At 70.2% G+C, this 21,001-nt stretch carries 22 protein-coding genes and 1 tRNA gene; 16 read left to right on the top strand and 7 right to left on the bottom strand.

The annotated features are described in order from the left end of the window. Positions 1-17 precede the first annotated feature (17 nt). From PUW82_RS09180 to era, 5 genes are read left to right on the top strand one after another with little or no spacing between them, the layout of a single operon-like run. The gene (locus PUW82_RS09180) at positions 18-365 is read left to right on the top strand and encodes an HIT domain-containing protein (protein ID WP_274222000.1); all 348 of its coding nucleotides are present in this window, start codon (positions 18-20) and stop codon (positions 363-365) included. Then, positions 316-1,455 (top strand): PhoH family protein, encoded by a 1,140-nt coding sequence (locus PUW82_RS09175; protein ID WP_274221999.1) that lies wholly within the window; start codon positions 316-318, stop codon positions 1,453-1,455. The genes PUW82_RS09180 and PUW82_RS09175 overlap by 50 nt, the downstream gene beginning before the upstream one ends. Beyond that, positions 1,452-1,916 (top strand): rRNA maturation RNase YbeY, encoded by a 465-nt coding sequence (gene ybeY / locus PUW82_RS09170; RefSeq protein WP_274221998.1) that lies wholly within the window; start codon positions 1,452-1,454, stop codon positions 1,914-1,916. Before PUW82_RS09175 ends, ybeY begins: the two co-directional genes overlap by 4 nt. Beyond that, the gene (locus PUW82_RS09165) at positions 1,913-3,238 is read left to right on the top strand and encodes a hemolysin family protein (protein ID WP_274221997.1); all 1,326 of its coding nucleotides are present in this window, start codon (positions 1,913-1,915) and stop codon (positions 3,236-3,238) included. The genes ybeY and PUW82_RS09165 overlap by 4 nt, the downstream gene beginning before the upstream one ends. Next, the gene (gene era, locus PUW82_RS09160) at positions 3,235-4,134 is read left to right on the top strand and encodes a GTPase Era (RefSeq protein WP_274221996.1); all 900 of its coding nucleotides are present in this window, start codon (positions 3,235-3,237) and stop codon (positions 4,132-4,134) included. The genes PUW82_RS09165 and era overlap by 4 nt, the downstream gene beginning before the upstream one ends. Here era and PUW82_RS09155 read toward each other — a convergent pair. Further along, positions 4,131-4,730, bottom strand: coding sequence for a hypothetical protein (locus PUW82_RS09155; protein ID WP_274221995.1), 600 nt, complete (start codon positions 4,728-4,730; stop codon positions 4,131-4,133). The genes era and PUW82_RS09155 overlap by 4 nt on opposite strands. A gap of 204 nt (positions 4,731-4,934) precedes the next feature. On the opposite strand from PUW82_RS09155, the gene leuA reads away from it, so the two are divergent. Both leuA and PUW82_RS09145 read left to right on the top strand, forming a co-directional pair. Further along, positions 4,935-6,695, top strand: coding sequence for a 2-isopropylmalate synthase (gene leuA, locus PUW82_RS09150; RefSeq protein ID WP_274222938.1), 1,761 nt, complete (start codon positions 4,935-4,937; stop codon positions 6,693-6,695). A gap of 56 nt (positions 6,696-6,751) precedes the next feature. Continuing rightward, entirely contained in the window at positions 6,752-7,654 is a 903-nt protein-coding gene (locus PUW82_RS09145) for an alpha/beta fold hydrolase (protein WP_274221994.1), read from the top strand. Here PUW82_RS09145 and PUW82_RS09140 read toward each other — a convergent pair. After that, positions 7,614-8,174, bottom strand: a complete 561-nt coding sequence (locus PUW82_RS09140) for a CGNR zinc finger domain-containing protein (protein WP_274221993.1) — start codon at positions 8,172-8,174, stop codon at positions 7,614-7,616. The two genes, PUW82_RS09145 and PUW82_RS09140, sit on opposite strands and share 41 nt — an antisense overlap. A 75-nt stretch (positions 8,175-8,249) precedes the next feature. Here PUW82_RS09140 and PUW82_RS09135 point away from each other — a divergent pair, with 75 nt between their 5' ends. Beyond that, positions 8,250-9,290: a DMT family transporter gene (locus PUW82_RS09135; RefSeq protein WP_274221992.1), complete on the top strand. Its 1,041-nt coding sequence runs from the start codon at positions 8,250-8,252 to the stop codon at positions 9,288-9,290. Here the strand turns inward: PUW82_RS09135 and PUW82_RS09130 are convergent. Genes PUW82_RS09130 through PUW82_RS09120 form a run of 3 tightly spaced genes read right to left on the bottom strand, consistent with a single transcriptional unit; the run spans position 9,226 to position 11,251 of the window. Continuing rightward, complete coding sequence (locus PUW82_RS09130; protein ID WP_274221991.1) at positions 9,226-9,699, bottom strand: Lrp/AsnC family transcriptional regulator; 474 nt, start codon at positions 9,697-9,699, stop codon at positions 9,226-9,228. The two genes, PUW82_RS09135 and PUW82_RS09130, sit on opposite strands and share 65 nt — an antisense overlap. A 42-nt stretch (positions 9,700-9,741) precedes the next feature. Continuing rightward, complete coding sequence (locus PUW82_RS09125) at positions 9,742-10,350, bottom strand: histidine phosphatase family protein (RefSeq protein WP_274221990.1); 609 nt, start codon at positions 10,348-10,350, stop codon at positions 9,742-9,744. 52 nt (positions 10,351-10,402) lie between these two features. Next, complete coding sequence (locus tag PUW82_RS09120; RefSeq protein WP_274221989.1) at positions 10,403-11,251, bottom strand: Sir2 family NAD-dependent protein deacetylase; 849 nt, start codon at positions 11,249-11,251, stop codon at positions 10,403-10,405. A gap of 64 nt (positions 11,252-11,315) precedes the next feature. Between PUW82_RS09120 and PUW82_RS09115 the strand changes: the two genes are divergently transcribed. Then, entirely contained in the window at positions 11,316-12,107 is a 792-nt protein-coding gene (locus PUW82_RS09115; protein WP_274221988.1) for a TrmH family RNA methyltransferase, read from the top strand. Here the strand turns inward: PUW82_RS09115 and PUW82_RS09110 are convergent, their stop codons facing one another. Then, positions 12,108-12,956: an SGNH/GDSL hydrolase family protein gene (locus tag PUW82_RS09110; RefSeq protein WP_274221987.1), complete on the bottom strand. Its 849-nt coding sequence runs from the start codon at positions 12,954-12,956 to the stop codon at positions 12,108-12,110. Positions 12,957-13,051: 95 nt separating this feature from the next. On the opposite strand from PUW82_RS09110, the gene PUW82_RS09105 reads away from it, so the two are divergent. The 4 genes from PUW82_RS09105 to PUW82_RS09090 all read left to right on the top strand — a co-directional run bounded on the left by PUW82_RS09105 (position 13,052) and on the right by PUW82_RS09090 (position 17,348). Beyond that, the gene (locus PUW82_RS09105) at positions 13,052-14,890 is read left to right on the top strand and encodes a DEAD/DEAH box helicase (protein WP_274221986.1); all 1,839 of its coding nucleotides are present in this window, start codon (positions 13,052-13,054) and stop codon (positions 14,888-14,890) included. A 102-nt stretch (positions 14,891-14,992) separates the two neighbouring features. Then, a tRNA-Leu gene (locus PUW82_RS09100) sits at positions 14,993-15,077 on the top strand. Between the two features lie 128 nt (positions 15,078-15,205). Then, positions 15,206-16,504: a M20/M25/M40 family metallo-hydrolase gene (locus PUW82_RS09095; protein WP_274221985.1), complete on the top strand. Its 1,299-nt coding sequence runs from the start codon at positions 15,206-15,208 to the stop codon at positions 16,502-16,504. 10 nt (positions 16,505-16,514) lie between these two features. Then, positions 16,515-17,348 (top strand): undecaprenyl-diphosphate phosphatase, encoded by an 834-nt coding sequence (locus PUW82_RS09090; protein WP_274221984.1) that lies wholly within the window; start codon positions 16,515-16,517, stop codon positions 17,346-17,348. 17 nt (positions 17,349-17,365) lie between these two features. On the opposite strand, the gene PUW82_RS09085 is transcribed toward PUW82_RS09090, so the two are convergent. Further along, complete coding sequence (locus PUW82_RS09085; protein WP_274221983.1) at positions 17,366-18,229, bottom strand: PAC2 family protein; 864 nt, start codon at positions 18,227-18,229, stop codon at positions 17,366-17,368. A gap of 103 nt (positions 18,230-18,332) precedes the next feature. On the opposite strand from PUW82_RS09085, the gene PUW82_RS09080 reads away from it, so the two are divergent. From PUW82_RS09080 to PUW82_RS09070, 3 genes are read left to right on the top strand one after another with little or no spacing between them, the layout of a single operon-like run. After that, positions 18,333-19,013 (top strand): HAD family hydrolase, encoded by a 681-nt coding sequence (locus PUW82_RS09080; RefSeq protein WP_274221982.1) that lies wholly within the window; start codon positions 18,333-18,335, stop codon positions 19,011-19,013. Beyond that, complete coding sequence (locus PUW82_RS09075; RefSeq protein ID WP_274221981.1) at positions 19,010-20,023, top strand: tRNA (adenine-N1)-methyltransferase; 1,014 nt, start codon at positions 19,010-19,012, stop codon at positions 20,021-20,023. The genes PUW82_RS09080 and PUW82_RS09075 overlap by 4 nt, the downstream gene beginning before the upstream one ends. 9 nt (positions 20,024-20,032) lie before the next feature. After that, positions 20,033-20,983: an FKBP-type peptidyl-prolyl cis-trans isomerase gene (locus tag PUW82_RS09070; protein ID WP_274221980.1), complete on the top strand. Its 951-nt coding sequence runs from the start codon at positions 20,033-20,035 to the stop codon at positions 20,981-20,983. Positions 20,984-21,001 lie beyond the last annotated feature (18 nt).

The following is a 21,001-nucleotide window of genomic DNA, read 5'->3' as shown; positions in this document are numbered from 1 at the left end:
GTCGATAGACTGAGTGGATGAGCGAACCCTCCGTCTTCACGCGCATCCTCCGCGGCGAGATCCCGGCTGAGATCATCGCCGAGACCGAGAACGTGTTCGCCATCCGCGACATCGCGCCGCAGGCGCCGGTCCACCTCCTCGTGATCCCCAAGACCGCGGAGCACCGCAACGTCGTCGAGCTCGCCGCGGCCGACCCCGCTCTGCTGAGCGAGCTCATCGGCCTCGCGAACGCCGTGGCGGCTGAGCACGCCGACGGTGACTTCCGCCTCATCTTCAACACCGGCGCCGGAGCTGGGCAGACGGTGTTCCACGTCCATGCCCACGTCCTGGCCGGTGGCCTCTCCGAAGGGAGCCTCGGTGGCTGACGCTTCCGAACCCGCCGTCGCGACGATCTTCGCCGACGGTGTCGCCATGGTCCAGTTGCTCGGGCCGCAAGACCGTCTCCTGCGCGTCGTCGAGCGAGAGCACCCCGATGTCGACGTCCTGGTGCGCGGCAACGAGATCACCCTCACCGGATCGGCGGATGCCGTCGCCGCGGCGCGCGCGCTCGTCGACGAGCTCATCGCGATGGCCCGCGCCGGTCAGGGCCTCGATCCGAGCGACGTCTCGACGTCGAACCGCATCCTGCAGCGCCGGTCGCCCGGCGACGAGGGCCCTCGGCCGTCCGAGGTGCTCGGCGAGGCGATTCTGTCGTCGCGCGGCAAAGTGATCCGGCCGAAGACGCTCGGTCAGAAGGCGTACGTCGACGCGATCGACGAGAACACGATCGTCTTCGGTATCGGCCCGGCGGGCACGGGCAAGACCTACTTGGCGATGGCGAAGGCCGTCCAGGCCCTGCAGCGCAAAGAGGTCAACCGCATCATCCTCACGCGGCCGGCGGTCGAGGCGGGAGAGCGGCTCGGATTCCTGCCGGGAACCCTGACCGACAAGATCGACCCTTACCTGCGCCCGCTGTACGACGCGCTCAACGAGATGCTCGACCCCGAGCTCGTGCCCAAGCTCATGGCGACGGGCACGATCGAGGTCGCGCCGCTGGCGTACATGCGCGGGCGCACGCTGAACGACTCGTTCGTCGTGCTCGACGAGGCGCAGAACACCACACCCGAGCAGATGAAGATGTTCCTGACGCGTCTCGGTTTCGGTACCCGCATGGTGGTCACGGGCGACATCACCCAGGTCGACCTGCCCCAGGGCACCTCGGGTCTGCGCACCGTCACGCGGGTGCTGAAGGACGTCGACGACATCCATTTCGCCACCCTCACCAGCGACGACGTCGTCCGTCACACGCTCGTCGGCCGGATCGTCGACGCGTACAGCGAATACGACGAGCAGCGGCTGCTGGCGCGGCGCGAGCGCGACGAGGCCAGCGAGTTCGCCAACCGGGCCGAGCGTCGTTCGACGGCCCGCCCCGCCGGTGCCCGCGATCGACTCCCGAAACGAGGACGTTCTTCATGACCATCGAGATCACCAACGAGTCCGGGGTCTCGGTCGATGAGACCGTGCTGCTGCGCCTGACAGAGCACAATCTGGCGCAGCTCAACGTCAGCCCCGACGCCGATCTGGCCATCCTGCTCGTCGACGAGGGGGCGATGGAGTCGCTGCATGTGCAGTGGATGGACGAGCCCGGACCCACGGACGTCCTGAGCTTCCCGATGGACGAGCTGCGCCCCGGCACCGAGGACGCGCCGACGCCCCCCGGTCTACTCGGCGACATCGTGCTGTGCCCCCAGGTCGCCGAGACGCAGGCCCAGGCCGCGCGCCACACCACCCTCGACGAGCTCATCCTGCTCACCACCCACGGGCTGCTGCACCTGCTCGGCTTCGACCACGCCGAGCCGGAAGAGGAGCGCGAGATGTTCGGGCTCCAGCGCGAGCTCATCTCGGCCTTCCACGCGAGCGAGCGCCGCCGCGCGTGACCGAGCTCCTCCTCGCCCTCGGCGCCGTCTTCCTGGTCGCGCTCGGGGGTCTGATGGCGGCGCTGGATGCCGCGCTGGGTGTGACGTCCCGCTCCGACCTGTCCGACTGGGCCGAACTCGGCCGGCAGCAGAACGCCCTGCGGCGGATCGCCGACGACACGACGGCGCACGGAAACGCCGTCGTCTTCATCCGCATCCTCGCCGAGTCGACCGCTGCCGTGTTCGTCACGGCGGCGCTGACCCTCGCACTCGAGAACCTCTGGTGGGCGATTCTCGTGGCCGCGCTGCTGATGACAGCGGTGTCGTTCGTGCTGGTCGGCGCGAGCCCGCGCTCGGTCGGTCGCCAGCACGCCCGGGGTCTCCTCATCGCGTGCGCCCCCATCGTGCGGGGCGCCCGCATCGTCCTGGGCCCGCTCGCTCACCTGCTCGTGATCGTCGGCAACCGGGTGACCCCGGGTGTCTCGCGCGGCACGTCGTTCGCCTCCGAGGAGCAGTTGCTCAGCATGGTCGACGAGGCCGCCTCGCAAGACCTCATCGAGGCCGACGACCGCGATCTCATCCACTCCGTCTTCGACTTCACCGACACCCTCGTCCGCAGCGTCATGGTGCCCCGAACCGACATGGTCACCGTTGCGCAGACCGCGACGACCCACGAGGCGCTGGCGCTGTTCCTCGAGCGCGGTGTCTCACGCATGCCCGTCACGGACGACGAGCGCGACGACATCGTCGGTGTGGTCTACCTGAAGGACCTGGTGCAGTTCTCGTACGGCGAGGCCGCCGGCTGGCGCGACGTGCCGGTGGGGCGCGTCGCGCGCACGGCGCTGTTCGTACCCGAGTCGATGCGCGCCGAGACGCTGCTGCAGCAGATGAAGCGGGATGCCGTGCACGTGTGTCTCGTCGTCGACGAGTACGGCGGCGTGGCCGGGCTGATCACGCTCGAAGATCTCATCGAAGAGCTCGTCGGCGACATCGCCGACGAGTACGACCGTGGGGCGGCCGAAGTCGTCGAGCTCGAGCCGGGCCGCTACCGCGTGAGCGCCCGGTTGGGCCTGGACGAGGTCGGCGAGCTGTTCGGGCTCGAGCTCGACGATGACGACGTCGATTCGATCGGCGGGCTGCTGGGCAAGCAGCTGGGCCGCGTGCCCATGCCGGGAGCGACCGTCGTCGCCGACGGCCTCATGATCACCGGCGGTGTCTCGCGCGGGCGCGGGCGCGGCCTCGCGACGGTTTTCGTCGAGCGCGCGCCGACCGAGGACATCGCCGACGATCCGAACCCCCGCACCGGCGGCATCCGGGTGGAAGCAAGAGGAGAAGACCGATGACCGATCAATCGCACCGTTCGGGGTTCGTGACGTTCGTGGGCCGCCCCAACGTGGGCAAGTCGACGCTGACGAACGCGCTCGTCGGCGAGAAGGTCGCCATCACCAGCGACAAGCCGCAGACGACGCGTCGGGCCATCCGCGGCATCCTCAACCGGCCGGCCGGGCAGCTCGTGATCGTCGACACCCCCGGCATCCACAAGCCCCGCACGCTGCTCGGACAGCGCCTGAACGACCTCGTCGAGCAGGTGCTGGGCGACGTCGACGTCATCGGTTTCCTGGTGCCCGCGGTCGACAAGGTCGGCCCGGGCGACCGGCGCATCGCGGCATCGCTCGACGGCTACCCGCGCGCCAAGAAGGTCGCCATCGTCACCAAGACCGACCTCGCCGGACGCGACGAGATCATGGAGCGGCTCATGGAGGTCGACAGCCTCCGCGAGGACTGGGCCGCCGTCATCCCTCTGTCGGCCGTGACGGATGAGCAGCTCGACGTGCTCTCCGACGAGTTGCTCGCCCTCATGCCCGAAGGTCCGGCCCTGTACCCCGACGACGTCGTGACCGACGAGTCGACCGAGGACCGCATCGCCGAGATCATCCGCGAGGCGGCGCTCGAGGGCGTGCGCGACGAGTTGCCGCACTCGATCGCGGTGACCATCGAGGATTTGTCCGACCGCGAGGACTCCGACCTCACCGACGTCTACGCGAACATCGTCGTCGAGCGCGACAGTCAGAAGGCGATCATCATCGGACGGAAGGGCTCGCGCCTGGCGGATGTCGGAGCCCGCGCCCGCGCTCAGATCGAGCCGCTGCTGGGGCGGCGGGTGTTCCTGTCGCTGCGGGTGCGCGTCGCGAAGGAATGGCAGCGCGACCCGAAGCAGCTGGGCCGGCTCGGCTTCTAGCCCACTTCGCGCATCGCGGACTGCACGACGACGACGTCGTCGCCGAATTCTGCATCCGCGGCGCGCTGCAGTGTCCCGTCGTCCCACACCACCGTGACCCAGAGGCGCCCGTCGTAGGCGCCGGAAGCCAGCACCGTCTCGCCGAGGGTGTCGTGGACCCGCTGCTCGACGTCGCGGAGGGTGGCTTCGTCGGCGCTGCCCGGGCTGCCACCGGTCGGGTCCTCGATCGGTGCCGGGTCGTAGAGCGCAAGCGGCACGGGTGCCTCGGTGACCGTGACGACCCGGCCGTCGTACGTGCCGTGCACGGCGTAGGCGCCCCACCTCGCACCCGACAGCTCCGTCGCGCCGTCGAGACCGTCCCAGCTCCACTCGGCGAGCGGGATCCCGTCGCACTGCGGGGGAGCGGACTCGGCCACGGCGCCCAGGCACAGCTCCACCTCGGACCCGTCGTCGATGACCGTTCCCGGCACCACGACCGGCCCGGACGGCGGCGGGGGCGTGAGTGACGCCTGACCGGCAGGAGTCGTCGCGCAGCCGACCGTGAGCACCAGGGTCGACACGACGACGGCGAGCAGGGGCAGGCGCGCAGTTCTCATACCCGGAAGTGTCGCCGATGCGGCGACCGTCTCAGCGGTGGCACGCCCGTGTGCGCACGACCCGCTCGCCGGTGTAGCCTGGGCGCATGCGCTTCGGCCGACTTCTCCTTCTTAGTCGCCGCGACGAGTCCTCGTTCTAGGGCCTCTCTCGTCGCGGAGCTTCGCGTTGGCCCGCCACACCTGATGAGGAAGAGCGAGACCACCATGGAGAACAACCAGAAGCCTTCGGGCATGCCGATCCACAAGTATCGGCCGTTCCACGAGCAGATCCGCGTCGAGCTGCCCGACCGCACCTGGCCCGCGAAGCGCATCGAGACCGCGCCCCATTGGTGTGCCGTCGACCTGCGCGACGGCAACCAGGCGCTGATCGACCCGATGAGTCCCGAGCGCAAGCGCGTCATGTTCGAGCTGCTCGTGAAGATGGGCTACAAGGAGATCGAGGTCGGTTTTCCGAGCGCGAGCCAGACCGACTTCGATTTCGTCCGGCAGCTGATCGAGGACGGCCTCATCCCCGACGACGTGACGATCCAGGTGCTGACGCAGGCACGCGAGCACCTGATCAAGCGCACGTACGAATCGATCGCGGGTGCGAAGCAGGCGATCGTGCACCTGTACAACTCCACGAGCATCCTGCAGCGCGACGTCGTGTTCCGCACCGATCGCCAGGGCATCATCGACATCGCTCTCGAGGGCGCGCGCCTGTGCCGCGAGTACGAGAAGACCGTTCCCGAAACGGCCGTCTACTACGAGTACTCACCCGAGAGCTACACCGGTACCGAGCTCGAGTTCGCCGTCGACGTCTGCAATCAGGTCATCGAGATCTTCGAACCGACCCCCGAGCGCAAGGTGATCATCAACCTGCCGGCCACGGTCGAGATGGCGACGCCGAACGTCTACGCCGACTCGATCGAGTGGATGAGCCGCCACCTCGCCCATCGCGAGAACGTCATCCTGTCACTGCATCCCCACAACGACCGCGGCACCGCGATCGCCGCCGCCGAGCTCGGCTACATGGCCGGCGCCGACCGCATCGAGGGGTGCCTCTTCGGCAACGGGGAGCGCACCGGCAACGTCGACCTGGTCGCGCTGGGCATCAATCTCTTCACGCAGGGCATCGACCCGCAGATCGACTTCAGCGATGTCGACGGCATCAAGCGGACGGTCGAGTACTGCAACCAGCTGCCCGTCCCCGAGCGCAGCCCGTGGGCGGGCGACCTCGTGTTCACGGCGTTCAGCGGGTCGCACCAGGACGCCATCAAGAAGGGCTTCGAGGCGATGGCCGCGCGGGCCGACGCCGCCGGCGTGTCGGTCGACGATATCGAGTGGGCTGTTCCCTATCTGCCCGTCGACCCGAAGGATCTCGGGCGCTCGTACGAAGCCGTCATCCGCGTCAATTCGCAGTCGGGCAAGGGCGGTGTGGCGTACCTGCTGAAGACCGACCACGCACTCGACCTGCCGCGCAAGCTCCAGATCGAGTTCTCGGGCGTCGTGCAGGAGAAGACGGATGCCGAGGGTGGCGAGGTCACGAGCGAGCAGATCTGGTCCATCTTCACGGACGAGTACCTGCCGGCGTCGGCGGCCCCCGACAAGTGGGGGCGGTTCGAACTGCTCGGCACGCGCACGCACAGCGACATGTCGGGCGATGTCCGGCTCGACGTGACCCTTCGCGACGGTGAAGCGCGTGACGAGGTGTCGGCGGTCGGCAACGGCCCCATCGCCGCCTTCATCGAGGTCGTGCGCGAGCGGGGCTTCGACATCTCGCTGTACGACTACGTCGAGCACACGCTGAGCTCGGGCGGCGACGCGCAAGCGGCCGCCTATGTCGAGCTGCAGGTCGACGACCAGCGCCTGTGGGGCGTGGGAATCGATGGCGACATCTCGACCGCGAGCCTCAAGGCCATCGTCTCGTGCGTCAACCGCGCTATCCGCACGCGTGAGCGCTCGGGCGAGCTCGCGACGGTCTGACGCGGTCCACGGCGCGGACGGCGTTCGTCGAGCGGAGCGATCCGTAGACTCGACGAATGCCTTCCGCGCCGTCGCCGTATTCCGAGCTCCTCTCGCGCATCCCGGTGCGTCGCGACGAAGCCTCGGTGCTGGGCGGCCGGACGGCCTATTGGGTCTACGGTCGCGATGACGCCCCGATCACCCTGGTCGCCGTCCACGGTTTCCGTGGCGAGCATCACGGGCTCGAGCCGGTGGTGGCGCACCTCGGCGACGTCCGCGTCGTCATGCCCGATCTTCCCGGCTTCGGAGAGACCGCGCCGGTGCCGGGGCGGACACACGATCTGTCGACCTACGCGGAATGGCTCAGGGAGTTCGTCGTCGCCGTCGCCCCGGACGCCGTCGTCGTCGGGCACTCGTTCGGCTCGATCGTCGCGTCGGCGGCGGTCGCCCGCGGTCTGGCGACGCCGCGGCTGATCCTCATCAACCCCATCGGCGCCCCCGCCCTCGAGGGGCCTCGTGGCATCTTCACGCGTCTCGCCGTCTGGTACTACGCGCTGGGCGCACGCCTGCCGCGACGGCTCGGCGAGGCGGTGCTGCGGAACCGTGTCATCGTCCGGGTGATGAGCCTCGCCATGGTCAAGACGCGTGAGAGGGGGCTGCGTCGCTTCGTGCACGCGCAACACGACACGTACTTCTCGCGTTTCGCCGATCGTGACGTGCTGCGCGACGCCTTCGTGACGTCGGTCTCGAACGACGTGCGGGCGTTCGCGCCCGACATCTCGCAGCCGACCCTTCTGGTCGCCGCGGTGCAGGACGACATCACGCCGATCGAAGCGGAGCGCCGCCTGCAGACGCTCTTCGCCGACGCCGAGCTCGTCGAGATCGACGGCGTCGGCCACCTCATCCATTACGAGAAGCCGCGCGAGGCGGCGGGGGCCATCAGGCGCTTTCTCGGGCTTTTCGCCGGCGATACGCGTTGACGTTCATGCGGTTGCCGCAGTTGCCGGTGTCGCAGTAGCGTTTCGAGCCGTTCTTCGAGAAGTCGACGTAGACGGCGGCGCAATCGTCGGCCGCGCACGTGCGCACCCGGTCGTACGCGTCCGCGCGGATGACGTCGACGAAGGCCATCGCCGCCTCGACGAGGATGCGCGTCGCGAGCGGCGCGTCGTCGGGGGTGGCGTGGATATGCCAGTCGTAGCCGTCGTGGATCACGAGCTGCGGCTGGGCATGCCCATCGCGCAGCATGGCATTGACGTGGGGCACCGCCTCGTCGCGGGTGATGGCCCACAGCTCGCGCAGCCGCGGCCGGATTCGCCGGAGCGCCTGCAGCTCGGCGTCGTCGCGCACGATAGCCCCGGTGAACGCGAACTCCGAGAGGTAGGCGTCGAGATCCGCGCGATCGGCCAGGGTGTCCGAGGTTCCGGCGCTGGTGCGGGGCAGCGTGTTGACCAGTGCCGCCGTGGCGCGAAGCGACAATTCGGTGTCATGGATGAACACCATGTTGACTCCTGACTCGATCGAGCGTTACTGTCACGAGTGTAGATAACTTTCACCCGTGACACGCGAGGCCTGCCGATGACCAACCCGACCGCGCCCCTGCCCATCATCGCAGCCGCCGATACCGCAGCCTCGCCGGCCGCGCCGTCGGCCGGCCGTCGCACCGTCGGCATGGCGATGGCCGTGGCGTCGGCCCTCGCCTTCTCGTCGAGCGGACCCCTCGTCAAGCCGCTGCTCGAGCAGGGCTGGTCGCTGGGGGCGGCATTGTTCGTGCGCATCGCCACGGCCGCCCTCCTCCTCTCGCCGTTCCTCGTTCGCGCGATGCTCCGCGAGCGCGGCATCCTGCGTCGCCATGGGATCGCGATGATCGCCTTCGGCCTCATGCCCGTCGTCGGCTGCCAGCTGTTCTACTTCTCCGCGATGCAACGGATGCCGGTGGCCGTGGCACTCCTCATCCAGTACCTGGCGCCCGTCCTGCTGGTGATCTGGGTGTGGCTGCGCACGCGACGTCGGCCCTCGAACACCGTCATCGCCGGCTCCGTCGTCGCCATGATCGGTCTCGTGCTCGTCGTCGACATCGCGGGCGCCCGGTTCGACTTCTGGGGCACGCTGCTCGCGCTGGGCGCGGCGCTGTGCACGTGCGTGTACTTCGTCATGGCCGAGCGCACCGGTGACACTCTCGCGCCCATCGTCCTCGCCGCCGGGGGCATGGTCGTCGCCGCGACCTTCATCGCCATCCTCCTCGCGTCCGGGCTGCTGCCGCTGGCGATCTCGGGCGAAGCGGCGGCGGTGCTGGGATCGGAGGTCGCGCCGCTCGCCGTGCTGCTGTTCGTTGGGCTCGCGACGGGGACGGCTTATGCACTCGGCGTGTCAGCGGTGCCCCGCATCGGGTCTCGCCTGGCTTCGTTCATCGGGCTTTCCGAGGTGCTCTTCGCCCTCGGTTTCGCCTGGCTGCTGCTGGCCGAGGCGCCCGCGCCCGTTCAGTTCGCCGGGGGAGCGCTCATCCTCGTCGGCGTCGTGCTCGTCCGGCTCGATCCGGACGGAGCATCATCGGTCAGGCGTCGGGTCGCCCCTGCCGCAGCAGCGGCCGGACGCGGTGGGGGATCACCTCGTCCATGATGAGCGAGGTCTCGGTGCGCTCGACGCCGGCGATGGCGAGGATCCGGGCGTCGATCGCGAAGAGGTGCTGCGTGTCGTGCGCCACGACGCGCACCAACAGGTCGACCTGACCGCTGAGCCCCTGAGCGTGCAGCACCTCGGGGATCTCCGCGAGCTCACGGGCGATGCGGGGGAGCTCGGGCTGCCGCAGGACGACGCTCACGACCGCTTCGATCGGGTAGCCGAGGGCGCGCATCGAGATCGCGCGCTCATACGACAGGAACGCCCCCGACTGCTCGAGGCGGCCCATCCGTGCCTGCACCGTGTTTCGCGACATCCCGAGCCGTTCCGACAGAGCGACGACGGTCGCGCGGGGATCGCCGGCGAGTACGTCGAGGAGCGCCAGATCGACCTGGTCGTGAGGTGCCATGAACCTGGACGATACACCGGCGGGCGTCGGCGTGTCGGCGGGTCAGTGCGACGCGACCGCCACCGATTCGAGCAGGCGCAGACGTTCGCGCTCGAACAGGAACGTGTGGCTCGAGCCGTTCGCGAGGCGCACGCCCTGCAACGGGAACTCGTCGGCGGTGGCGTGGCGGATCACCTCGCGGATCAGCGCGCCGTGCGCCACCACGATCAGGGGCGCGGCGACCGGCGCGGTGCGCGTTCGGGCATCGCGGACCGCGCGCTCGAGCCCGCGCAGCGCACGCTCGCGCACCGTCGGCCACGGTTCGGCGTTCGGCACGTCCGCGGTGGCCCATTCGCCCCAGCGGGCGTGGAACTCCTCGACGCCGACGCCCTCGGCATCGCCGTAACCGCGCTCGCGCAGCTCGGGGTAGGCGAGCGGTTCCGGGGCGCCGATCTCGCGGGCGATCAGGCGGGCGGTCTCGGCGGCGCGAGAGAGATCGCTCGACGCGACCGTGACCCCGGGAACACCGTCCAGCTTCCCGCGGAGCTCGACCCCTACGGCCCGAGCCTGGGCGCGCCCCGTGTCGTTGAGCGGGATGTCGGTGGAGCCCTGGATCCGGCGATCCCGGTTCCAGTCGGTCTCGCCGTGGCGCACGAGGGTCAGAACAGTCACTCTTCGACCCTACGCGCGTCTCGACTCCACACCCGCGTCACGCCGGACACTGTCACGCCGGACGCGGCAGGCGCTCGGCGAGCTCGCGGAGGACCTCGGTCGTCCCGGCGTCGATCTTCACGGTCGCCTTCGCGTCCGCGCGGGTGGCGCCGCGGTTCACGATGACGACGGGGATGCGCCGACGTCGAGCCCGCTCGACGAGTCGCACGCCCGAGTTGACCACGAGAGATGAGCCCGCGACCACCAGCGCGTCGCTCATGCGCACGAGCTGCTCGGCCTCGGCGAACTTCTCGCGCGGAACGAATTCGCCGAAGAAGACGACATCCGGTTTGAGCGTCCCCTCACACACGCTGCAGCGCGGCACCACGAAGCCGTCGCTGGTCGCGGGCAGGACGTCGCCGTCGGGGCCGAGCTCGACGTTCTCGGGAACGGTGATCCACGGATTGTCGCTCTCGACGCGCTCGGCGAGGTCGCGCCGGTCGAAGACCTGCCCGCAGTGCAGGCAGAAGACCCGCCGCATCGTGCCGTGCAGCTCGACGACGCGGCTGCTGCCGGCGCGCAGGTGCAGGCCGTCCACGTTCTGCGTGACGATGCCCGTGACCAGCCCCGCGCGTTCCAGGTCGGCGAGGGCGGCATGACCGTCGTTGGGATGCGCGGCGGCGAACGCGCGCCAACCGAGATGGCTGCCGACCCAGTAGCGACGACGGGCGTCCTCGCTCGCGAGGAACTGCTGCGCCGTCATGGGCGTGCGCACGGGCGCGCCGGCGCCGCGGTAGTCGGGGATGCCGGAGTCGGTCGAGACCCCCGCCCCGGTCAGCACGGCGATGCGACGTCCCGCGAGAACCTCGAGGGCCTGCCGCACGTCGTCGCTCGACGGGGAGACGCTGTCGGCGGAGGTCACCCCTCTACTCTACGAGCGACGCGGGCCCTCGGACCCGGGCTGTCTCACGTGCGAGAGTGGGAGCGTGCCCGTGATCCGCATCGACAACCCCGACGACCCTCGCCTGTCCGACTACCGGGATCTGACGGATGTCGCGCTGCGGCGCGTCCTCGAGCCGGCGGGCGGGCTGTACATCGCCGAGTCGGCGAAGGTGATCGGCCGTGCCCGGGCCGCGGGACACCGCCCGCGGTCGGTCCTCGTGCAGGAGAAGTGGCTCGACGACGTCACCGACCTCGCGGGGGACGCACCGGTGTACGTCGTGTCGGATGCCGTGGCCGAGGCGCTCACGGGCTACGCGGTGCACCGCGGCGCCCTCGCGGCGATGCACCGTCCCGCGGCGGCATCCGTTGCCGAGGTCGTCGACGGTGCGCGGCTCGTGCTCGTTCTCGAAGACATCGTCGACCACACCAACGTCGGAGCGGCCTTCCGAGCTGCGGCGGGGCTCGGCGCCGATGCCGTCCTGATCAGCGATCGGTGCGCGGATCCGCTCTACCGCCGGAGCGTGCGCGTCAGCATGGGCACGGTCTTCCAGGTGCCGTGGACGCGCCTGCCGGCGTGGCCGGAGGCCGCGCCCCTGCTGCGGGAGGCCGGTCTGCACCTGGCCGCCTTGGCCCTGTCGGACGATGCCGTCGCACTGGACGACTTCGCCGCCACGCGCCCTGACCGCGTGGCGCTGCTCATGGGGACGGAGGGCGACGGGCTGAGCCGCCGCGCCCTGGCTGCCGCGGACACCATCGTGACGATCCCGATGGCCGGGGGAGTGGACTCGCTCAATGTCGCTGCCGCAGCCGCCGTCGCCCTGTGGGCGCTGCGGTGATCAGTCGGCGTCGTCGTGCAGACGCCGGATCACCGGCAGCGGTTCCGGGCGTTTCGCCGTGACGTGGTCGCCGGATGACTGGTGCCGCAGGCGCCGCAGGACCCACGGCACCAGGTGCTCGCGGGCCCACACCAGATCGTGAGCGCGTGCCGCGCGCCAGGTGGTGGGCGGCAGCGAGTCGGGCTGCATGGGCTGCAGGTCGTTCGGCACGTTCAGGGCGCGGAGCACCATCCGGGCGACCTCGTGGTGGCCGAGCGTGTTGTAGTGAAGGCGATCATCATCGAAGAAGCGCATGTCCTGCACTTCCTTCAGCGCCCACTGGTCGGCCACGATCGCGTCGTATCGTTCCGCGATCGCCCGGATGTTCTCGTTGTAGATCGCCACGCGCCCGCGGATGCCGCGGAAGACGGGCGTGAAGTTGGTGTCGATGCCGGTGAACAGCACGAGGGTCGCACCCGTCGAGGTCAAGCGGACGACGGCATCCTCGAACTGCTGGGCGACCGCGTCGGGGTCGGCTCCGGGACGGATGACGTCGTTGCCGCCCGCCGAGAACGTCACGAGATCGGGTTTGAGCGCGACCGCCGGCTCGATCTGGTCCGCGATGATCTGCCCGATCAGCTTGCCGCGCACCGCGAGGTTCGCGTAGGCGAAGTCAGGGACCTGAGCGCTGAGCACCTCAGCGACCCGGTCGGCCCAGCCACGGTGCCCGCCGGGGCGGTCGGGTTCGGGGTCGCCGATGCCCTCGGTGAAAGAATCTCCGATCGCGACCATGCGTCGCCACGGGTGCGCGGTCTCATTCGGGACGTAGGGCGTGCGTCGGTCATCCGCGGACGGCTCATTCTCGCTCATGGCACCTCCTGGAGCATCGCTTCATCCACGGTAGCCGCTCACGTCCGATCCCGACGAGGCGACCGTGTCGGCGTGGTCGTTTAGGGTTGTCCCTCGTGACAGAGGACCCGCAGGAGCATTTCGGAAGCTTCGCCGCCGAGCATCTGTCGCCCTCGTTCCCGCAGCGTGCGCCGTGGGGCACGGCTCAGCGACTGCGCGCGTGGCAGGCCGAAGCGCTGGATCAGTACTTCGGCGCCGATGGTCCGGAGGGCGTCGGGCGCGGTCCGCGCGACTTCCTCGCCGCCGCGACGCCCGGCGCCGGTAAGACGACGTTCGCGCTGCGGCTCGCGTCCGAGCTGTTGCGGCGAAACGTCGTGGACCGCATCGTCGTCGTGGCGCCCACCGAGCACCTGAAGACCCAGTGGGCCGATGCCGCCGGGCGCGTCGGCATCCGTCTCGATCCACGCTTCAGCAACCGCCACGCCGCCCCGTCGCGGCAGTATCACGGGGTCGCGGTGACCTACGCGCAGGTCGCCGTGAAGGCGTCCGTCCATCAGCGTCTGACGATGGACGCTCGGACGCTGGTCATCCTCGACGAGGTGCACCACGGCGGCGACGCTCTCAGCTGGGGCGACGCCCTGCGCGAGGCGTACGGGCGCGCCACTCGACGCCTGCTGCTGTCGGGCACGCCGTTCCGCAGCGACACCGCGCCCATCCCGTTCGTGGAGTACCACCCGAACGACAAGGGCATCCGTCTCTCGCGGACCGACTACAACTACGGCTACGGGCGCGCGCTGGCCGACGGCGTCGTGCGGCCCGTGCTGTTCCTCGTCTATGCCGGGCACATGAAGTGGCGCACCAAGACCGGCGACGAGTTCGAGGCCCACCTCGGCCAGGACAACACGAAAGACATCACCTCCCAGGCCTGGCGCACCGCGTTGAACCCGGAAGGCGACTGGATCCCCGCGGTCCTGCGATCGGCGGACCGGCGGCTGAGCGAGGTGCGTCAGGAGGTCCCGGATGCCGGTGGCCTGGTGATCGCGACGGATCAGACCGCCGCGCGGGCATACGCCGAGATCCTCCACGGCATCACGGGCGAGGCGCCCACGGTCGTGCTCTCGGACGACAAGGCCGCGTCGGGGAACATCGAGGTCTTCGCACAGAGCACGAGTCGCTGGATGGTGGCCGTGCGCATGGTGTCGGAAGGCGTCGACGTGCCGCGTCTCGCGGTCGGCGTCTACGCGACATCGTCGTCGACGCCGCTGTTCTTCGCTCAGGCCATCGGGCGCTTCGTCCGGGCTCGGCGCCGCGGTGAAACGGCGAGCGTGTTCCTGCCGAATGTGCCGGTGCTCCTCGGGCTCGCCGCCGAGATGGAACGTCAGCGCGACCATGCGCTCGATCGCGAGGCCGGCGACGACGACGGTCTCGAGGACACGCTCCTCGCCGAGGCGGAGCGTGAAGACGACGCCTCGGACGCGCTGACCGAAGAGTTCACGTACCAGGCTCTCGGCTCCGTCGCCCACTTCGACCGCGTACTCTTCGATGGCGCCGAGTTCGGGCAGCTCGCGGTTCCGGGCACTCCCGAGGAGGAGGAGTTCCTCGGGATTCCTGGGCTGCTCGAGCCCGAGCATGTGCACGAGCTGCTCATGCAGCGTCAGTCGCGGCAGTCCAAGCACCGGCACAGCCGAGAAGCGCGTGAGAAGGCCGAGGGCGGCACAGCAACGGCGGAGGATGCGCCGGAGACAACGCTGCCCGAGCCTCTGCACCGATCGCTCAAGGAACAGCGCCAGCTGCTCAACAGTCTGGTGGGGCTCTACGCGCGGCAGAGCGGCGAGGCGCACGGCCAGATCCACGCGGAGCTCCGCCGCGTATGCGGGGGGCCCGCCGTCTCGCACGCGACGGTCGCGCAGCTGCAGGCGCGTATCGCGGTGCTGCGTTCGCGCGTCCGGTCCTGAGGCCTCGGCCGCGCCGCGCCACGCCCGGGGCGTCGACGATTCTTCACCGCGGCGGTGACGTGTTAGTGTTGATCCTCGGTTGGGAACAACTGAAAACACACTGCGCGGGTGGCGGAATAGGTAGACGCGCTAGCTTGAGGTGCTAGTGCCCGTATAGGGCGTGGGGGTTCAAGTCCCCCCTCGCGCACAGTGAGAAAGGCCCGTCCCGGGAAACCGGGACGGGCCTTTCGCTTGTGTCCTCGGACGATCGTGGCGCAGCCGACGCGTCCGACGAGCGGTCCTGATCCGGACGGCGTCGCGACTAGCGTGGAACCCATGTCCGAGAACGACGATCTGCCCGAAGTCGCCCGCGTCGCGCGGGACCTGATCCGCTTCGACACGACGAACTTCGGCGAGGGCCGCTCGCGCGGTGAGCGCGAGGCCGCCGAGTACGTCGGTGCGTACCTCGAAGGGCTGGGGCTGAGTCCGGAGTACTACGAGCCGATCCCGCGCCGGACCAATGTGTCGGTGCGGATCCCGGGTCGCAACCGCGACAAACCGGCGCTGGTGCTCCACGGCCACTTGGACGTCGTCCCCGCCGTGGCCGAGGACTGGAGCGTCGACCCGTTCGGCGGCGTCGTCCGCGACGGGATGCTGTGGGGCCGGGGCGCCGTCGACATGAAGGACATGGACGCCATGATCCTGACCTCCGTTGCTGCGCTGCTGCGCGCGGGGGAGCAGCCCGAGCGAGACCTCGTGGTGACCTTCTTCGCTGACGAGGAGAACGGCGGTGTGGAGGGCTCTCAGCTGGTCGTCCGCGATCGGCCAGAGTGGTTCGCGGGTGCGACGGAGGCCATCAGCGAGGTCGGCGGCTACTCCATCGGTGTGGACGGGCACCGGGCCTACCTCCTGCAGGTCGGCGAGAAGGCGCTCGTCTGGCTGCGTCTGCACGCGACGGGCCGAGCGGGCCACGGCAGCCGGCTGCATCCCGACAACGCGATCACCCGCGTGGCCGAGGCGGTCGCCGCGCTCGGCCGCGCGCGCTGGCCGATCGAGCTCACCGCCACGACCGAGCGCCTGGTCGCCGACCTCGCACGCCTGAGTGGACGGGATGCCGCGGACCCCGACGCCGTCGTGGCCGCGACAGGCGCGACCTCGCCCTTCCTCGCGTCCACGTTCCGCACCACTGCGAACCCGACGGGCCTGACCGCCGGCTACAAGCACAACGTCATCCCGGATGCCGCTTCGGCGGCCATCGATGTGCGCACCCTCCCGGGGCAGGAGGACGCCGTCCTCGCCGAGATCCAGCGCATCGTCGGCGACGACATCCGGATCGAGATCGTGCACCGCGACATCGGACTCGAGGTGCCGTTCGCGGGCTCGCTCGTCGATTCCATGGTCGCCGCGCTCGAGCGCCACGACCCCGGCGTGCCGGTGCTGCCGTACCTGATGGGCGGCGGCACCGACAACAAGGCGCTCGCAGAGCTCGGGATCGCCGGGTTCGGCTTCGCTCCGCTGCGCCTCCCGGCCGAGCTCGACTTCACCGGTATGTTCCACGGAGTCGACGAACGCGTCCCGATCGACGCGCTCGTCTTCGGGCAGCGCGTGCTCACCGATCTCATCCGCACGTACTGAAAGGCGCCCCATGCAGCTTCTCGAGGCGATCATCCTGGGCATCATCCAGGGTCTGACCGAGTTCCTGCCGATCTCCTCCAGCGCTCATCTGCGCATCGTGGGAGAGTTCCTGCCGTCCGCGCAGGATCCTGGCGCGACCTTCACGGCCATCACGCAGATCGGCACGGAAGTGGCCGTGCTGGTGTACTTCTGGAAGAAGATCACCCGCATCATCGGGCGCTGGTTCCGCTCCTTCACGGGCTCCGTGCCGCGCGATGACGCCGACGTTCGGCTCGGCTGGATCGTGATCATCGGCACGCTCCCGATCGGTGTGCTCGGGTTCCTCTTCCAGGACGTGATCCGCGACACGTTCCGCAACCTGTGGCTCGTGGCGATCGTGCTGATCGTCTTCGGTCTCCTGCTCGGTGCGGCCGATGCCCTGGGGCGCCGGGTGCGCACCGAGAAGGACCTCACGTACGGCCACGGCCTCGCGCTCGGGTTCGCTCAAGCGCTCGCCCTGATCCCCGGCGTCTCCCGCTCCGGCGCGACGACCACAATGGGCCTGACCCTCGGCTACACCCGCCCCGCCGCGGCCGAGGTCGCGTTCCTGCTCGCCGTCCCCGCCGTCTTCGGTAGCGGCCTCTACGAGTTGCTGCAGGCGATCCGCGAGCCCGGCGCGTCGGTGTTCACGTTGACCGAGACGGCGGTGGCCACGGTCGTCGCCTTCGGTGTCGGACTCGCCGTCATCGCGTTCTTGATGCAGTACCTCAAGCGCGGCAGCTTCCTGCCGTTCGTGCTGTACCGGGTCGGGCTCGGCGTCGTGCTCATCGTGCTGCTGTCGATGGGCGTGCTGCAGGCGTCCTGAGCCGCGCGGGGGCCGCGTCAGCGGTGCGGTCCCCGCCCGAGCCCACGACCGTCGCCGTCGCCGCGGTGGCGCAGGTACTTCTCGAACTCCTGCGCGATCGCATCGCCGGAGGCCTCGGGCGAGTCCCACGTGTCGCGAGTCTGCTCGAGCTGGCGGATGTACTCCGTCATCTCCTCGTCGTCGGCCGCGGCCGCGTCGATCGTCGCCTCCCACGCGAGCGCGTCGCCGGGCAGCGAGCCGCGCGCGATCTTCGCCCCCGTGATGCCTTCGAGCCGGTCCAGCAGCGCGAGCGTCGCCTTGGGCGAGGGGGAGTGGCCGGCGACGTAGTGCGGAACGCTCGCCCACAGGGCCGCGGTGGGGATCCCGGCCTCCTCGGCGGCGGCCGCGATGACGGAGAGGATGCCGACCGGCCCCTCGTAGGTCGAGCGCTCGAGACCCAGCGCCGTGCGCAGTTCGTCGTTGTCGCTGCCGCTGAAGACCGTGATCGGCCGGGTGTGCGGAACGTCGCTCATCATCGAGCCCAGTGCCACGAGTCCCGTGATGTCCTCGCTGAGCGCGGCGTCGATGAGCTCGGCGGCGAACGCCTTCCAGGCGCGGGCCGGCTCGGCGCCGCTGAGCACCCACAGGCGGGTGCCGCGGGCGGTCGCCTGGGGACGCCAGAGCGTGGCGTCGGGCCAGCGCAGCGTCCGGCGCCCGTCGGCGTCGGCCTCGATCTGCGGCCGGGTGTACATGTAGTCGAAGTAGAGCTCGGGATCGACCGAGTAGACCGGCTCGTACGGGCGTGCCTCACGCAGCTGGGTCGCAGCGGCCGTCGCGGCTTCGCCGGCGTCGTTCCATCCGTCGAAGGCGACCACGAGAACCCGACGTCCCAGACTGTTCACCCGTCCTCCTTCCGAGAGGTTCTGCTCCACGATACGCCGCGCCCGCTCGGGCCGGGGCGGGGGGCGCGCGGCGCCGGGACGGCGCGTCGGTAACATGGGGCGGATGACCTCTCCCGCTCCTGCCGCCGTCCTGTGGGACATGGATGGCACCCTCGTCGACACCGAACCGTACTGGATGGCCGCGGAGGGCCCGCTCGTCGCGAGCTTCGGAGGCGTCTGGACGCACGAGCAGGCGTTGTCGCTCGTCGGGCTCGGCCTCGAGGACTCCGCGCGGATCCTGCAGGCCGCCGGCGTCCGGATGCAGACGCAGGAGATCATCGACCATCTCACCGACACCGTGTCGTCGCGACTGCGCGCCGAGGGTGCCCCGTTCCGCCCCGGCGCGCGGGAACTGCTCGCCGGTCTCCGCGAGGCGGGCATCAAGACGGCGCTCGTCACGATGTCGATGCGCCGGATGGCCGAAACGGTCGTCTCGGCCATCCCGTTCGAGGCGTTCGACGTCGTCATCGCCGGCGACGATGCGGTCCGGCCGAAGCCGCATCCCGATCCCTACCTGCAGGCATGCGAGGCGCTCGGTGTCGACGTCGCCGACACAGTGGCGATCGAGGACTCCCCGAACGGGCTGCGCTCGGCCGTGGCATCGGGCGCCGTCGCGCTCGGCGTGCCGCTGATGGTGCCCCTCGCGGGAATCGGCGCCCACGCCCTGTGGGATTCCCTCGACGGCCGGACCGTCGCGGACCTGACCGACCTGTACACCCGTCACCGACTCGGAGCTACCGCATGACCGACGACCTGCAGCCCCGCGGGCCCTTCCGCTACGGCGACCGCGTCCAGCTGACCGGCCCCAAGGGGCGGATGCACACCATCACGTTGCGCGAGGGCGGCGAGCTGCACACGCACCACGGCGTTCTCCGTCACGACGTCCTGGTGGGTCAGCCCGACGGTTCGGTCGCGACCAACAGCGGCGGACACGAGTACCTGGCGCTCCGGCCGCTGCTGCGCGACTTCGTGATGTCGATGCCTCGCGGTGCGGCGATCGTCTACCCGAAGGATGCGGCCCAGATCCTCGCGGCCGGAGACATCTTCCCCGGTGCGACCGTCGTGGAGGCGGGAGTCGGGTCGGGCGCCCTGTCGCTGTGGCTGCTGCGCGCGATCGGCGCGGAGGGGCGGCTGCTCTCGTTCGAACGCCGTGCGGAGTTCGCCGAGGTCGCCGAGGCGAACGTCACGACGTTCTCCGGCTCACGCCCCGGCAACTGGGATGTCGTCGTCGGCGACCTCGTCGAGAGCCTGCCGGAAGCCGTCGCGCCGGGCAGCGTGGATCGCGTCGTGCTCGACATGCTCGCTCCGTGGGAGTGCATCGACGTCGTCGCGGATGCCCTCGCCCCGGGCGGCGTGGTGCTCTGCTACATCGCCACGGCGACGCAGCTGAGCCGCGTGGCCGAGTACCTGCGCGGCACGGGCCTGTTCACCGACCCCGAGGCATCCGAGACGATGATCCGGGGCTGGCACGTCGAGGGCCTGGCCGTGCGGCCGGACCATCGGATGGTCGCCCACACCGGTTTTCTGGTGACGGCCCGACGTCTTGCGCCCGGCGCGGTGCCCCCGGATGTCCGCAAGCGTGCGCTCAAGAAGCCGAGCTACGCGGACGAAGACGTCGAGCTGTGGACCCCGGGCGCCGTCGGCGACCGTGAGATCACGGACAAGAACCTCCGCAAGCGCATGCGCGAGGCGCAGCGCGCCGCCGACGGTGCCCGCATCGCCGCCGGGTCGGGCGGCGAGGACGAGTCCGCGTAGACTGCTGCGGTGCGTAGGATCCTCGCCGCCGCCGGCGCTCTCTCGTTGACCGTTGTCGCTCTCACGGCCTGCTCGACTCCCTCGGGGGATGCAGCGTCCTGCATGCGCGAGACCGCGGACTCGAGCGCGCTCGACCTGGTTCAGGTGAGTGATGCCCCCGTCGGCACGGAGCCGGAGATCAGCCTCGGCGCTCCCGTGCACGTCGATGGCCTCGCGGCCCGCGACCTCGTCGTCGGTGACGGCCGCGCCATCACCTCCGACGCCCAGGACGTCGTCTTCGATCTGACGGTCATCGACGGCTCGTCCGGCGCTCCCATCGCGGCATCCGGATACAGCGGCGACCTGTCGCAGGTGTATCCGCTCGACAACTGGGAGGCGACCTTCCCGGGCCTCGTCGATGCGCTCTCGTGCGCCACCGAGGGCTCGCGGGTCGTCATGGCGCTCGGCCCGGACGAGGTCACCGCCGACACGCGCGCGCGTTTCGGGATGGGGCCGGACGCGACGACGGTCGTCGTCCTCGACCTGCAGAAGGTCTACCTCGCTGCCGCAGACGGCGCCGAGCAGTACAACGACCGGTCGGGGATGCCGTCGGTCGTCCGCGCACCCGACGGCCGCCCCGGCATCGTGGTGCCGGATGCTGCTCCGCCGGCCGAGACCGCCGTCGAGGTGCTCAAGAAGGGCGACGGACCCGAGGTCACCGGCGATGTCCCGGTGCGCGTCCACTACACCGCCGTGAGCTGGAGCGACCAGCAGGTCGTCGACACGACCTGGGGCAGCGGCTCACGGCCCGTCATGATCGACAGCATGGGCGTCGCCTTCGCCGACGCGCTGCGCGGTCAGCCGGTGGGGTCGCAGGTGCTCGTCGTGGTCCCGGCGGACGGCGGCTCGAACACGGCGGGCGCCACGGGCGACACTCTGGTCTACGTGGTCGACATCCTCGGTCTCGATCCGGCCGCCTGAGTCGGACGGGCCTCGCCC

Origin of the sequence: Microbacterium thalli, from assembly GCF_028737325.1 — a bacterium.
In the GTDB taxonomy this organism is placed as follows: Bacteria; Actinomycetota; Actinomycetes; order Actinomycetales; family Microbacteriaceae; genus Microbacterium; species Microbacterium thalli.
The sequence above is the reverse complement of the archived record's forward strand: the minus strand, read 5'-3'. Positions and strand labels throughout refer to the sequence as shown.